Source organism: Streptomyces sp. NPDC044064 (genome assembly GCF_056434245.1).
In genome coordinates this window covers 164,703-178,917 of sequence record NZ_JBWKFN010000003.1, presented here as the reverse complement: position 1 = coordinate 178,917, position 14,215 = coordinate 164,703, and the positions used below count along the sequence as shown (strand labels likewise).

Sequence of the window (14,215 nt, the reverse complement as noted above, 5' to 3'; positions counted from 1 at the left end):
CCGAGGTTCCGCCCAACCTGAATGCAACAAACGGTTAACAGCACATCGCCGAATGGCGAATCAGGCCATGATCGGGCCGGAAAAAAGCCCGGTTCACAGCTTCGCCACGCGTCGTTCACCTCGTATCAAGCCAACGGTCAAGACGAATGACGGGCTTCGCCCTAACGTCCCCCACGTGGTCAAGCTCTCCGTCATCGTGCCGTTCTACAACGTGCAGCAATACGCGCCCGACACCCTGAGGAGCCTCAGTGCGAACGCACGTGAGGACTTCGAATTCATTCTCGTCGACGACTGTTCCCGCGACGGGACACCAGACATTCTCGCGCGCGCGGAGCGCGAGCTGCCAGGCGCGGTCTTCGTCCGGCACGAGCAGAACGGAGGACTGGCTACCGCCCGCAACACCGGCATCGACCGGGCGCGCGGCGAGTACCTGACCTTCCTGGACGGCGACGACTGGCTCGCCCCCGGCTACTACCCGAAGCTGGTCGACGCCATCGAGGAGCTGGGCTGCGACTTCCTGCGCACCGACCATGTGCAGTGCACGGCGCGGGCACGCACCGTGCACCGGGTGCCGGTCGGCCGGCGGAACGTGGTGCTGAACCCGCGCGAGGCGATCCTGCCCGCGGACCGCTCCACCTCCGTCGACTACGCCTACGCCTGGGCGGGCGTCTACCACCGCCGGCTGGTCGACAAGGGGCTGCTGCACTTCACCGACGGGCTGCGCACGGCCGAGGACCGGCCCTGGATCTGGAAGCTGCACCGCGAGGCGGAATCCTTCGCCGCGGTCAGCATGCTCGGTGTGTTCTACCGGCGCGGCGTGGCCTCGTCACTCACCCAGATCGGCGATGTCCGGCAGCTCGATTTCATTCGCGCGTTCGATCAGGTGATCGCGGAAACCGCCGCCGACCCGGACGCCGACGCGCTCCTGCCGAAGGCCGTGCGTACCTATTGCGCGATCATTTCCCATCACCTGGGATCCATCGAAAGGTTCGAGCCCGCGGTGGCGAAAAAACTGAAATCCATGAGCGCCGGGGCACTGCGGCGCATGCCGCAGGACGTGCTGGACGAGGCGCTGGACTCCATGGACCTGCAGCGCGCCACCAAGCTGCGCCGGCTGCGCCGCCGCCCCGCCCCGACGGGGGTCGCCGCGTGACCACCCAGATCTTCCAGGCGTCGACGCTGTACGGCACGGCGACGCTCGCCGCCGCCCTGGACTCGGGCTGCTTCGGCCCGGCCGGCCGGCGCATCCTGCTGGTCTGCAACAACGCCGCGACGCCCGAGACCACGCCCGGCCTGGACGAGATGCCCGGCTTCGAGCGGCTGCGCGAGCGCTTCGACGAGGTGATCTCGTACAACGAGACGATCTTCCCCTTCCACCCCGGCGGGTGGGCGCCCCGGGTGGACGACATGCCGCTCTGGGAGCGGTATCTGCGCCACGAGTGGCAGCTGGGCGACGACGACGTGGAGCTGGCGGTCGAGTCGATCCAGGTCAACCCGTCGCTGGCGCTCGCCCAGATCTTCACCGGCGCCCCGGTCACCGTCTACGCCGACGGTCTGATGAGCTACGGCCCTACCCGCAACAAGATCGACCCGCTGGTCGGCACCCGCGTGGACCGGGTGCTCCACCTCGACCTGGTGCCGGGCCTGAAGCCGCTGCTGCTCACCGAGTTCGGTGTCCCCGGCGAGATCGTGCCGACCCAGGCCTTCACCAAGGTGCTGGCCGAACTCGCCCCGCTCGGCGACGACCTGCCGGAGATCGAGGAGCCCGCGCTGCTGCTCGGGCAGTACCTCTCCGCGCTGGACATCCTCACCGCCGAGCAGGAGGAGAACCTGCATGTGCGGATGCTGAAGGGCGCGGTCGCGCTCGGGCACACCAAGGTGGTGTTCAAGCCGCACCCCACCGCCCCGGCCCGCTTCACCCGCACCCTGGAGCAGGAGGCGGAGAAGCTCGAGGTGGAGCTGACCGTGCTGGACACGCCGGTCCTCGCCGAGGTGGTGTACCAGCGGATGCGTCCCGCGCTGGTCGTCGGCTGCTTCTCCACCGCGCTGCTCACCGCCTCCGCGCTGTACGGCCTGCCGGTCGCCCGGGTCGGCACCGATCTGCTGCTGGAGCGGCTGACACCGTTCGAGAACAGCAACCGGGTGCCGGTCACCGTGGTCGACGCGCTGCTGCCCGAGCTGGGCGACCGTGCGGCGGTCACCGAGCAGCGCCCCGGCATGGACGTGGAGGCGCTGGGCGCGCTGGTGCGTGCGGTGGGCTTCGCGATGCAGCCGAAGATCCTGCCGAGGCTGCGCGAGGAGACGGAGCGGTACCTCGCCCGGAACCTGAACCCGCACACGCTGCGCTACTTCAAGCGCAAGCGTCTGACCTCGCTGGCGCTGCCCGGTGGGGTGCCCGCCCAGCTGTCGTTCATCCCGCGCAACGCCACGGTCCGCCGGGTGGCGCGCAAGGCGCGCAATCTGCGCCGGGTCGTACGCCGCTGACCCCACCCCCTTCTCGCCGACCGCCAAGGGCGGGCCCTTCACGGGCCCGCCCTTCCGGCTTCTCAGCGGCCCAGGATCGTACGGATCCGGGTCGCGTTCTCCTGCGTGACCTTCCACAGCAGCTCCTGCCGGTCGTGCACGTCGGCGACGGTCCGGCTGTGGTGGTCCAGGATGTCCAGCGCCCGCTCGGTGAGCACCGCGCCCAGGTTCCTCTCGTGGACGGAGACACCCCACTCGGGGCGCTCGATGTCGCTGAGGAAGTACGCCATCTTCGGGTGCGAGATCAGGCTGATGATGGGCGTGCCGACCCCGAACGGGATCATTCCGGCGTGCCCGCGCATGCCGATGACCAGACGGGTCTTGGCGTACGTCTCGCGGATCTCGTCGTTGGAGAAGTCGTACATCGGGATCACCGGCAGCGAGATCCCGTGCTCGCGGCGCAGGTCGAAGGCGATGCGCTCGTCGTCCAGCGAGTGGGCGACGCACCGCACCTCGGTGTGGGCGCCGATCGCCCGGACCGCCTTCGCCATCTCGGCGAGGAAGTGCCCGTAGTCGTGGCCGAAGCGCAGGCCCGCACGGTCGTAGGCCGCGTTCAGCAGGACGGTGTCCTCACGGTGCAGCGGGTCGCTCCAGCCCGCGACCAGCTGCCGCATGACCGTGGTCGGGCAGGGCTGGAAGACGACCTTGTCGTGCAGCTCGGGCGGGAGCAGCGAGCGGACCTTGGCGATGGAGCCGTGGTTGCGCAGACCGAAGAAGGAGGCCTTCTCCACCAGCAGGCGCAGGCTCTCGTTGAACCGCTGGGCCCGGTAGGACTGCCCGTCGAAGGCGTTGAAGCCGACCGCGAACACCATGACCGGCACGTCGACGGCGCGCAGGTGCTCGTCCGGGACGTTCCACTGCCAGGCGCTGTTGCCGTTGGGCATGGTGTCCGGGATGAACAGTCCGCCGCCGCCGATGACCAGGCCGCGCCGGGCGTTGACCCGCTCCAGGGCGGCCTTGTCGAACAGCCGGTGGGCGTGGACGGAGTGCCAGCGCCGGGAGGTGAAGTCGGGGCCGAAGGCGAGCCGGACCGTCTCGGGCAGCAGCTTGTCGCCCGCGTTGCCCTGCCGGTCCATGTAGAAGGCGACGTGCGCGAGCTGGTCCTCGGCGGCGCCCTGTTCCTGGGCCGGTACCGCGGCCGCGCGCTGCGCCCACAGTCGGCTGGAGCGGTGGGCGGGGTCGACGGTGAGGCCGGCGGTGGCGTACTTCAGGGCCTCGGCGTTGTCGCCGTGCACCCAGGCCAGCTGGGCGAGGCGGGCGTAGGCGGTGGCGGCCCGGTTGGGGGCGGCGGTGGCCAGCAGCAGCTGGGTCTTCGCCTCCGCTTGGCGGGAGACGCTCATCAGGGCGTGCCCGAGCACCTCGTGCGGCCAGGCCTCGTCCACCGGGATGCGGACGCCGCCGAGGAGGTCGACCGCGTCCTGGTACTCACCGGCCGCGATGTGGGCGGCGGCGACCTTGCGGGCGGCCTCCACGTCACCGGTGCGCCGCACGTGCGGGGTGCCGTAGTGCACGAGCAGGTCGTGGTGGAGGTTGCCCTTGGCCAGGTAGGCCGCGTGGAACTCGGCTTCGCCCAGCTCGAACTCGCGCCAGCGGTCCTCGGCCAGCGCGTACCCGGCCTCGCCGCCCTGCCAGGGCTTGTGCCGGCCGGTGAAGTGCAGGATCGCGGTGTCGTCGGGGACCGGCAGGTCGCCCGAGAGCCGCCGCTTGACGAAGTTGTAGCGGGCGTCCAGGCGGACGAAGTCGCCGTCGAGGACCGCGTTGAGGATGCCCTGGTCGTGCTTGTCGAGCTCGTAGCCGCCACTGCGCCCGACCTGGTCGATCTTCGCGCAGAACGCGTCCGACAGGTACTCGCGCTGGATGACCAGCAGCCCGGAGTTGAGCTTGTGCTGCCCGTAGAAGAACTGCGGTACGGCGGCAAGACCCTCGCGCAGCTGGAGGAGTTCACCGAGGTCGCCGAGGACGACCATGTCGGTGTCCAGGGTGATGACGGTGTCGTAGTCGCGCAGCTTGAAGATGTCGAGGATGAAGTACGCCTTGCGGACCAGGTAGTTGTCCTGGTCGCCCTTGACGTAGGAGTCGTAGTGCTCGGCGTCGACGCGGCGCAGCACGATGCGCGGGTGCAGGGCTCGGATGCGGGCGACGGAGGAGGGCTTCAGATCGTCGTGGAGGACGACGAAATCCTCGCAGACGCCCGGGTTGGACAGGGCGAGGCTGCGCAGCAGAACGAGGAAGCCGGGCAGGTAGTTCTCGTCGACGAAGCTCGCGAAGGCGATGCGCCGCTTGCCGGTCAGAGCGTGCGCGGCGGTCTCCGGTGCTACCGGGGTGAAGGTGGTCATCGCAGGGATATCCTCATGTCGGTCACGCTCTGGGCCCGCTCCATGACCCATGCCTTCTCGCTGGTGTATTCGTGCACGGAGGTGATGGCGAGCTTCATCGCTTCCTGGACGCGGTAGGCGCCGCTCTCGTAGAAGTCGAACCCGATCAGGTCCAGGGTCGGGCTGACGTCCAGGAAGTCCAGCAGCCACAGCATGTTGAAGCCGGTGGTCGGGATGCCGGACCAGACGTCGTTGCCGAGCCGGCCGATGTTGCGGACGGGCCAGCGCAGCGACTCGTCGCCGAGGTACCGCTGGGCGCCGGGCACCAGGCGGTTGCGCAGCGAGTGCTTCCAGTCGCCGGAGACCCCGCCGAAGACGAGCCGGGTGGTCACCGGCCGGTCCCAGTTGAAGCCGTGCTTGTGGATGGTGGCGTGGATGTCGGTACGGCTGCCGGTGTGCCCCGGGTCGATCCGGTACGAGTTGAAGCGGACGACCAGGTCGTAGCCGTCGATCTCGGCACCCATCGAACTCTGGCCCACACGGCCGGAGTTGGCGATCAGGCAGATCGACTTGCCGGCGATCTGGTTGCGGAACTCGCCGAGGCTGATCCACTCCACCCCGCCGATGGTGGGGTCGGCGACCGGGCCGCGCATGCGGATGCGGCGCTGCTCGGCGTAGAGGGCGACGGCCTCGGTGAGGGCGGTGGGGTCGCCGGTGACCCCGGTGCGCAGGTCGAGGTACTGGCTGAGCAGTTCCTGCCGGTCGGCGACCGGGGCCTCGTCGGCGGCCAGCGCGAGCAGGGCACCGACCAGCCGGGGCTCGGCCGCGTCCCAGTCGCCGAGGGCGTGCAGGGCCAGGCCCTCGGCCCACACGTCGGTGGCGGGGCCGCGGGCGAAGTCGGCGGCGCGCGGGCACTGGCGCTGCAGCAGGGCGAGCAGCTCGCGCTCGCGCTCGGCGGCCCGGCGCAGGCCGGTGATCCGGGCGGCCACCCCGAAGCCGTCCTCGTCGGTCAGCTCCAGGTAGCGCTCGTAGGCCCCGACGGCCTCGCGTTCCTCACCGAGGGCCTCCAGGACCCGGGCGCGCAGCCGCCAGCCGGCCCGGGAGTTCTTGCGCTCGGCGAGGACGGTGTCGCTGATCTGCAGGGCGAGGTGCAGCTCGTCGCCGTAGCCGCACTCGAGGGCCTTGTTGCCGACGGCCAGCAGGGCGTCCAGCAGGTCGCCCGGGATGCTGCCGGCGGGCGCGGCGGCCCCCTTGACGGCACGCTTGAGCAGGGCGGTCGCGCCACCGGCCGGGGCGGTGGCGGGAGCGGACGTGCCGGTGGTGCTGAACACCACGAGCAACTTGCGCAGCTGCTCGGCCAGTTCCGTGCGACGGCGGTCGAGACTGCCCACGAGTTTGCCGCTGTGGACGGCGCAGGCGCGCAGGCAGTCCTCCAGCTCCCCTCCACGCGCAGGTGCCCGCCGGTTCTGGACCCTCGTCATAGCTCTCCTGATTTTGCCAAGCAAATACGGTGTTTACGGCGGCATGCCGTGGGTTTGCAAAAACGTGGGGGTGGATGGAGAAACTAGGAAGCCAAAGCGACCACCGGGTTAACGAATCCGGACAGGTAAGAGAATGGTTAGACGGTCAATCACCTCGTTCCTGTGATTCCGCCAGGTGACGGCGGAGCGGCTCCCTCATGCCGGGGACTTTCACAGAAGAAGCCGAGATGATCAGCGCATCGTCGGGTAGGCGCCGAGCATCATGGCTGCTTCGTCCCCCACCCTCACCACCGCTCCCGCTCCCGCTCCCTCCGCGCCCGCGCCGGCTCCCGCCCCCTCGCGCCGGGGCCGCCTGCTCGCCCTGGACGGCCTGCGGCTCGTGGCCGCGCTGATGGTCTGCCTCTACCACTACGCCGGACGCGGCGGCACCGTCTCCGCGTCCTGGCACCGGACACCGGCCCACGTCTTCCCGACCCTGTCCCAGGCGGCCACCTACGGCTGCCTCGGCGTCCAGTTCTTCTTCGTCATCAGCGGTTTCGTCATCTGCATGAGCAGCTGGGGCCGCACCCTCGGCGACTTCTTCCGCTCCCGCGTCGCCCGCCTCTACCCCGCCTACTGGGTCGCCCTGGCGCTCGTCACCGGCGCGGCCCTCGCCCTGCCGGCCGTCGTGCACCCGGTCCGCCCGGACGAGTTCCTGGTCAACCTGACCATGCTGCAACAGCCCATGGGCGCCCCACGCGTGCTGGGCGTGTGCTGGACGCTCTGGGTCGAGGTCCGCTTCTACGCGCTGTTCGCCCTTCTCGTCGTCCTGCGCGGGGTCACCTACCGCCGGGTGGTGCTCTTCTGCTCCGTGTGGACGCTGGCGGCGGTGGTGTGCCGCACGTCCGGCAACGCCCTGATCGACCAGCTGGTCATGCCGGACTACGCCCCCTTCTTCGTCGGCGGTCTCGCCCTCTACCTGATCCACCGTTTCGGCGGCGACCTGCTGCTGTGGGGCATCGTGGCCGTCTCCTGGCTGCTCGGGCAGAGCAACGCCACGCGCGGGCTGTGGCACACGGGCGCGCACGGCGACTTCGTGCGCGACCCGTACGTCATCCTGCTGATCGTCACCCTCGCCTTCGCCGCCGTGGCGGCCGTGGCGCTGGGCTGGACCGGCCGGGCCGACTGGCGCTGGCTGGCCACGGCCGGCGCGCTGACGTACCCGTTCTATCTGGTCCACGAGCATCTGGGCTGGTTCGTCATCCGGGTGCTGCACCGGGGCCTGGGCCTGCCCGCGTGGCCGACGCTCGTGTCGACGGTGCTCGGCATGCTGCTGCTGGCGTGGCTGATGCACCGGTTCGTGGAGCAGCCGCTCGGCCCGAGGCTGAAGCGAGCCCTCCATGGCCGGAAGTTGGGCAGCAGTTCATCTCGCCTTGGGTTTTGAACCGGGCCCGGGGGCAGGCACCGTAGTGCCCCGCCCCCCGCGCCACAGGCTTTCCGCAGTGAACCCACAGACTGCCGTACCGAGGGAGTGCCCCCGCCTCATGGCCACCATCCAGGAAGCGACCCGCCCGCCCCACCGGCTCGACGACGTGCCCGGCTGGTTCCCGGTGCTCGACCAGTTGCTCTTCGACTGGTTCCTGAACCGGCAGGAGGCCGGGGGAACCCACGGCGACCTCCTGGAGGTCGGTGTCTACATGGGCAAGAGCGCGATCTTCATCGGCCGGCACCAGCAGCCGGGCGAGAAGTACACCGTGTGCGACCTCTTCGAGGGCGACGCCCCGGACGACGCCAACCGGGCCGAGTCGACCAAGTCCTACAGCGCGCTGACCCGGCGCGTCTTCGAGGACAACTACCGCTCCTTCCACGACGAGCTGCCCCGGGTGCTCCAGGGGCCCAGCTCCCTGGTGCCCGACGAGGTCGCGACCCGCTCCTGCCGGTTCGTGCACATCGACGCCTCGCACCTGTACGAGCACGTGCACGACGACATAGGCGCGGCCCACGACCTGCTGCTGCCCGACGGCATCGTCGTCCTCGACGACTTCCGCTCCGAGCACACGCCCGGCGTGTCCATGGCCGCCTGGGAGGCCGTGCTCAACCGGGGTCTGCATCCCGTCTGCCTGAGCACGCAGAAGCTCTACGGCACCTGGGGCGATCCCGAGCCGGTCCAGGAGGCGCTGCTGGCCATGGCGCGGGAGCGGTCCGACTGCCATCTGAGCGTCCAGGAGGCCGCGGGGCACCGGATCGTCCGCCTGAAGTCCAAGGGGATGTCCGCGCCGGCGTTCCCGCCCTCCAAGCACGCGGTGGCGGCCGAGGCGTCGGTGCCGGCACCGGCCGCGGTGTCCGCGCCGGCCCCGGCCCCGGCACCGGACCCGGCTCCCGCGGCGCGGCCCGCCCGGCCCGCGCCCCGCCGTGGCAGCCGGGTGCGCCGGGTCGCCGTGGACCTGCTGCCGCCGGTCGTCACACGGGCGATCCGCAAGGCACGCGCGGCCCGGAGCTGACCCCCCGCTCAGCGGATCCCGTAGCGGGCCTCGATGCCCGCGATCACCAGCGCCAGCCCTTCCTCGAACTGCTCGTCGTAGTCGTCGAAGAGCGCCTTCCCGGCCTCGGCCGCGAGCGGGAAGCCGGCCATGCGCCGGGCGCGCTCCTCGATGTCGTACCCCTCCCGGCGCTCGCCCGGGAGGGGCTGCACGCCCTGTTCCTCGGTGACGAACCCGATGGTGAACATGCTCGCGGTCCGCGCCGCGTTGACGGCCTGCGCCAGGGTGAAGCCGGCGTCCGTGAGGACGCGCAGGTGCGCCTCCATCTCGCGGGCGTGGTCCGTACCCGTGAAGCGTGAGCCGCTGTAGACCTTGGCGCCGTCGCGGTAGCCGAGCAGGGCGGTACGCAGCCCGCGGCTCGTCACGAGCAGCCGCTCCTGCCAGCTGTCGGCGGGATCGAGCGCCGTGCCGGCGACCATCCGCCGGTACATCTCCGTCGCCATCTCGTCGAGCAGTGCCTGCTTGTCCTTGAAGTGCCAGTACAGCGCCGGGGCCTTGACGTCCAGCTCCTTGGCGATGGCCCGCAGGGTCAGCCCGTCGAGGCCGGTCTCGTTCAGCAGCCGCAGCGCCGTGTCCGCGACCCGCTTGCGGTCCAGGGGCGCGCGTCGTTCCGTACTCACGCTTGACAGCTTAACAGCGTTAAGGGCACTCTCATGGGCGACGGAACTTAACAGCGTTAAGGAGAAATCATGCGTGATGTCCTGATCGTGGGGGCCGGTCCGACCGGCCTCGCCCTCGGCATCGACCTGACCCGGCGCGGCGTGGACGCGCTGATCGTGGAGCGGGCGCAGGGGCTCTTCCCCGGCTCGCGCGGCAAGGGGATCCAGCCGCGCACCCAGGAGGTCTTCGACGACCTCGGCGCGCTGGACGCGATCCGCGCGGCCGGCGGCCCCTATCCCACCCGGATGATCTGGAAGGACGGCGAACGGCTCGGCGAGCAGCCGATGTTCGAGCCGGTGGAGGCGGACGAGGGCGCGCCGTACACGCAGCCGCTGATGGTCGCGCAGTGGCGGACCCAGGAAGTCCTGTACGCGCGGCTGGTGGAGGTGGGCGGCGGGGTGGACTTCGGGCGCGAGGTGACGGGCCTGGAGCAGGACGCGGAAGGCGTGAGCGTGCGGTTCGCCGACGGTACGACCGTCCGTGCGCGCTACGTCGTCGCGGCCGACGGCGGGCGCTCCGCGGCACGGCGCGCGGTGGGCGTGGGCATGGCCGGTGAGACGGTCGACCCGAGCCCGTTCCTGGTGGCGGACGTGCGGGTGAAGGGGCTCGACCGGGAGTACTGGCACGCCTTCCCCGGAGCCGACGGCACCGGCGTGGCGCTGTGCCCGCTGGCCGGCACGGACGTCTTCCAGCTGGCCGGGAAGCTCGCCGAGGGCACGGAGATCGACCTGTCCCTCGACGGCGTCCGGGGGCTGGTCGCCGCGTACACGCACCTCGACGCCGAGGACGTCACCGAGCTCTACTGGGCCTCGGAGTTCCGGCCGCGCACCGGCCTTGCGGACCGGTTCCGGGCGGGCCGGGTGTTCCTCGCGGGCGACGCGGCCCACGTGCACTCACCGGCCGGCGGACAGGGCCTGAACACCAGCGTCCAGGACGCGTACAACCTGGGCTGGAAGCTGGGCGCGGTACTGCGCGACGGGGCTCCGCAGGCGCTCCTCGAAACCTACGAGGAGGAGCGGCGCCCCAACGCCGCGGCCATGCTGGGCCTGTCGACGAGCGTGCACCGCGGGGAGGTGCAGCGCGGGAAGGCGACGGTGCAGCTCGGGCTTGGGTACCGGGAGTCGTCCCTGAGCGAGGAGACCCGGGCCGTGCCGTCCGCGGTCCGGGCGGGCGACCGGGCCCCCGACGGCACGGTGGACGGCGTACGCCTCTTCGACGCGTTCAGGGGGCCGCACTGGACGCTGCTGGGCGCGCCGGCCCCCGTCGCCGGCCTCCACGCGCTCCCGGCGGCCCCGCAGTCGTACGGCTCCGGTGTCTTCCTGGTCCGCCCGGACGGGTACGTCGGCTGGACGGGCGACACCACGGCCGGGCTGGACGCGTATCTCGCCCGGGTCGGCGGCCGCTAGACGCTAGGCGCCGGCGAGCGACAGCTTCACCGCGAACCCGAGGAACAGGGCGCCCGCCGCCGAGGTGGCCGTCGCGGACAGACGCCTGCGGCGGCGGAAGGCGGCGGCCAGGCGGGTGCCGCCGAAGATCAGGGCGCTGAGGTAGAGGAAGCTGGCGAGCTGCGCGAAGGCACCGAGGACCACGAAGGACAGCGCCGGGTAGGCGTACCCCGGGTCCACGAACTGCACGAAGAAGGCGACGAAGAACAGGATCGCCTTGGGGTTGAAGAGGCTGACGACCAGGGCCCGCCGGAAGGGCCGCTCCTCGGCCGACGCGACCGGCGCGGCCTCCTCGACGGGCTGATCCCGCCGGCTGCGCCACATCGCCCACGCTGACCGCAGCATCCCGAACGCGAGCCAGGTCAGATATCCGGCACCGGCGTACTTCACGATGCCGAACAGCACGGCGTTCCCCTGGAGCAGCGAGGCGACTCCGGCGGCGGACAGCGTCATCAGCACGGTGTCCCCGCACCAGACGCCGGCGGCGGCGGTGTAGCCGGAGCGCACACCGCGCCGGGCGGCCACGGAGAGCACGTACAGGGAGTTGGGGCCGGGCAGCAGGACGATCAGGGCGAGGCCGGCCAGGTAGGTGGGGAGGTCGATGACGCCGAACATGAGAAGGAGTGTCGCACGGGGCTACGACATCGGATCCGGTGCGGGCGCTCAGAACGCGTCCGAGGGCACGTAGCTCCCCCACACCTCCCGCAGCGCGTTGCACACCTCCCCCACCGTCGCCCGCCCGCGCAGCGCCTCCTTCATCGGATACAGCACGTTCTCCTCGCCCTCGGCCGCCTTCTTCAGCGCGGCCAGGGCCGAGTCCACCGCCGCCCGGTCCCGTTCGGAGCGCAGCACGCCCAGGCGTTCCCGCTGGCGTGCCTCGATGGCCGGATCCACGCGCAGGGGCTGGTACGGCTCCTCCTCGTCCAGCTGGAAGCGGTTGACGCCCACGACCACCCGCTCGCCGGAGTCCGTCTCCTGGGCGATGCGGTACGCGTTGCGTTCGATCTCGGCCTTCTGGAATCCGTGCTCGATCGCCGCCTCCGCGCCGCCGAGGTCCTCGACCCTCCGCATCAGGTCCAGCGCGGCCGTCTCGACGTCGTCGGTCAGCTTCTCCACCGCGTACGAGCCCGCGAACGGGTCCACCGTCGCCGGTACGTCCGTCTCGTACGCCAGGACCTGCTGGGTGCGCAGCGCGAGACGTGCGCTCTTGTCCGTCGGGAGGGCGATGGCCTCGTCGAAGGAGTTGGTGTGGAGCGACTGGGTGCCGCCGAGCACGGCCCCGAGGGCCTGCACCGCCACCCGCACCAGGTTCACCTCCGGCTGCTGGGCCGTCAGCTGGACCCCGGCCGTCTGGGTGTGGAACCGCAGCATCCACGACTTCGGGTTCCGCGCGCCGAAGTCCTCCTTCATCACCCGGGCCCAGATCCTGCGCGCCGCGCGGAACTTGGCGATCTCCTCCAGCAGCGTCGTACGGGCCACGAAGAAGAAGGACAGGCGGGGTGCGAAGTCGTCCACGTCCATGCCGGCCGCGACCGCCGTGCGGACGTACTCGATGCCGTCGGCGAGGGTGAAGGCGATCTCCTGCGCGGGGGACGCGCCCGCCTCGGCCATGTGGTAGCCGGAGATCGAGATGGTGTTCCACTTCGGGATCTCGGCCGTGCAGTACTTGAAGATGTCGGCGGTCAGGCGGAGGGAGGGCTTCGGCGGGAAGATGTACGTTCCGCGCGCGATGTACTCCTTCAGGACGTCGTTCTGGATGGTGCCGGTCAACCGGTCCGCCGGTACGCCCTGCTCCTCGGCCACCAGCTGGTAGAGCAGGAGCAGCAGGGCCGCCGGGGCGTTGATCGTCATCGACGTCGAGACCTGGTCCAGCGGGATGCCGTCGAACAGCACCCGCATGTCCTCGATCGAGTCGATCGCCACGCCCACCTTGCCGACCTCGCCGTGCGCGAGGGGCGCGTCGGAGTCGTGGCCCATCTGGGTGGGCAGGTCGAAGGCGACGGACAGCCCGGTGGTGCCGTGCGCGATCAGCTGCCGGTAGCGGGCGTTGGACTCCACCGCCGTGCCGAACCCGGCGTACTGGCGCATGGTCCAGGGGCGGCCGGTGTACATGGTCGGGTACACCCCGCGGGTGTACGGGTACGCCCCCGGTTCGCCCAGCTTCCCGGCCGGGTCCCACCCGGTGAGGTCCGTCGGCCGGTAGACCGGCTCGATCGGCAGCCCCGACTCCGACTCACGCGCCATGGATGCCTCCGCAGTACGGTTTGTCACTCCTCACCATGCCCCGTAGTTCGGCGGCGGTCACGCGGGGAAACATCCCCGGCATGACGATCCCGGGGAGACCAGCCGTCCTACTCGTCTCGGCCGCCGCCCTCGCCGCGCTCTGCGGCTGCACCGTGCAGCCCCCGGACGCCGACGGCAAGCACCGCCTGCCGGTGCAGATCCAGCTGCCTTCCAGCTCCGCCCCGGAACCCACCCGGACGGCCCAGAGCACGCCCGCCGCGGGGCCCGCGCCCCGGGTCCTGTGGTCGCGCGGGGACAGCGGCCCCGGCGTGCGCGAGCTGCAGGCCCGACTCCGCCAGGTCGAGTGGCTGTTCGACGGGCCGACGGGGACGTACGACGATCTGACCGAGCAGGCCGTCCGGGGCTTCCAGGGCAGGCGCGGGCTGCCGCGGAGCGGAGCGCTGGACACCGTCACCTGGCAGCGGCTGCTGGCCATGACGCACCGGCCGGGCCGCTGGGAGCTGTACCTGATGGGCGGTCAGCCGGCCGCCGCGCCCGATCCGCGCTGTCTGGCCGGCCGGGTGCTGTGCGTCAGCAAGACCAGCCGGACGCTGCGCTGGATGGTCGACGGACGCACGGTCGAGACCGTGTCCGTCCGCTTCGGCAGCCAGTACACCCCCACCCGCGAGGGTGAGTTCCGCGTCTACTGGAAGTCACGGCACCACGTGTCGACCCTCTACCACTCCCCGATGCCGTACGCGATGTTCTTCAGCGGCGGCCAGGCGGTGCACTACTCCTACGACTTCGCGGCGCGCGGGTACGCGGGCGGTTCGCACGGATGCGTCAACGTGCGGGACGAGGCGGCGATCGCGCGGCTGTTCGCGCAGGTGAGGATCGGCGACAAGGTCGTCGTGTCCTGGTGAGAAGCGGGGCGGGGGGGGGGGGGGGGGGGGGGGGGGGGGGGGGCGGGGGGGGGGGAGGGAGGGGGGGGGGGGGGGGGGAAGGGGGGGGGGGGGGGGAAGGGGGACGCCAGCCAGGCCCCCCCCTCA

11 protein-coding genes are annotated in these 14,215 nt (G+C 71.2%); 6 read left to right on the top strand and 5 right to left on the bottom strand.

Translation table 11 applies throughout. The features are described from left to right. Positions 1-175: 175 nt before the first annotated feature. Positions 176-1,153 carry a glycosyltransferase family 2 protein gene (locus tag AC07DS_RS06275; protein ID WP_479143149.1) on the top strand — a complete coding sequence of 326 codons (978 nt, stop codon included), beginning with the start codon at positions 176-178 and terminating at the stop codon, positions 1,151-1,153. Then, positions 1,150-2,484 (top strand): alpha-2,8-polysialyltransferase family protein, encoded by a 1,335-nt coding sequence (locus AC07DS_RS06270; RefSeq protein ID WP_479143147.1) that lies wholly within the window; start codon positions 1,150-1,152, stop codon positions 2,482-2,484. The genes AC07DS_RS06275 and AC07DS_RS06270 overlap by 4 nt, the downstream gene beginning before the upstream one ends. A 62-nt stretch (positions 2,485-2,546) precedes the next feature. Here the strand turns inward: AC07DS_RS06270 and AC07DS_RS06265 are convergent, their stop codons facing one another. Both AC07DS_RS06265 and AC07DS_RS06260 read right to left on the bottom strand, forming a co-directional pair. After that, on the bottom strand, positions 2,547-4,859 hold the full coding sequence (locus tag AC07DS_RS06265) for a glycosyltransferase (RefSeq protein WP_479143145.1): 2,313 nt from the start codon (positions 4,857-4,859) through the stop codon (positions 2,547-2,549). Further along, positions 4,856-6,319 (bottom strand): glycosyltransferase family 29 protein, encoded by a 1,464-nt coding sequence (locus AC07DS_RS06260; RefSeq protein ID WP_479143143.1) that lies wholly within the window; start codon positions 6,317-6,319, stop codon positions 4,856-4,858. The genes AC07DS_RS06265 and AC07DS_RS06260 overlap by 4 nt, the downstream gene beginning before the upstream one ends. A gap of 262 nt (positions 6,320-6,581) precedes the next feature. On the opposite strand from AC07DS_RS06260, the gene AC07DS_RS06255 reads away from it, so the two are divergent. Further along, a complete protein-coding gene (locus tag AC07DS_RS06255) occupies positions 6,582-7,742 on the top strand; it encodes an acyltransferase family protein (RefSeq protein WP_479143141.1) in 1,161 nt (386 codons plus the stop codon). Positions 7,743-7,842: 100 nt separating this feature from the next. Beyond that, positions 7,843-8,799 (top strand): class I SAM-dependent methyltransferase, encoded by a 957-nt coding sequence (locus tag AC07DS_RS06250; protein WP_479143139.1) that lies wholly within the window; start codon positions 7,843-7,845, stop codon positions 8,797-8,799. A gap of 8 nt (positions 8,800-8,807) precedes the next feature. Here AC07DS_RS06250 and AC07DS_RS06245 read toward each other — a convergent pair whose 3' ends face one another. Beyond that, the gene (locus tag AC07DS_RS06245; protein ID WP_479143137.1) at positions 8,808-9,458 is read right to left on the bottom strand and encodes a TetR/AcrR family transcriptional regulator C-terminal domain-containing protein; all 651 of its coding nucleotides are present in this window, start codon (positions 9,456-9,458) and stop codon (positions 8,808-8,810) included. A 69-nt stretch (positions 9,459-9,527) separates the two neighbouring features. Here AC07DS_RS06245 and AC07DS_RS06240 point away from each other — a divergent pair, with 69 nt between their 5' ends. Further along, on the top strand, positions 9,528-10,904 hold the full coding sequence (locus AC07DS_RS06240; RefSeq protein ID WP_479143136.1) for an FAD-dependent monooxygenase: 1,377 nt from the start codon (positions 9,528-9,530) through the stop codon (positions 10,902-10,904). A gap of 3 nt (positions 10,905-10,907) precedes the next feature. Here AC07DS_RS06240 and leuE read toward each other — a convergent pair whose 3' ends face one another. Together leuE and AC07DS_RS06230 are read right to left on the bottom strand one after the other, a co-directional pair. After that, on the bottom strand, positions 10,908-11,558 hold the full coding sequence (gene leuE, locus AC07DS_RS06235; protein WP_479143134.1) for a leucine efflux protein LeuE: 651 nt from the start codon (positions 11,556-11,558) through the stop codon (positions 10,908-10,910). 48 nt (positions 11,559-11,606) lie between these two features. Then, entirely contained in the window at positions 11,607-13,187 is a 1,581-nt protein-coding gene (locus AC07DS_RS06230) for an acyl-CoA mutase large subunit family protein (RefSeq protein WP_479143132.1), read from the bottom strand. An 80-nt stretch (positions 13,188-13,267) separates the two neighbouring features. Between AC07DS_RS06230 and AC07DS_RS06225 the strand changes: the two genes are divergently transcribed. Beyond that, positions 13,268-14,089, top strand: a complete 822-nt coding sequence (locus AC07DS_RS06225; RefSeq protein ID WP_479143130.1) for a L,D-transpeptidase family protein — start codon at positions 13,268-13,270, stop codon at positions 14,087-14,089. Positions 14,090-14,215 lie beyond the last annotated feature (126 nt).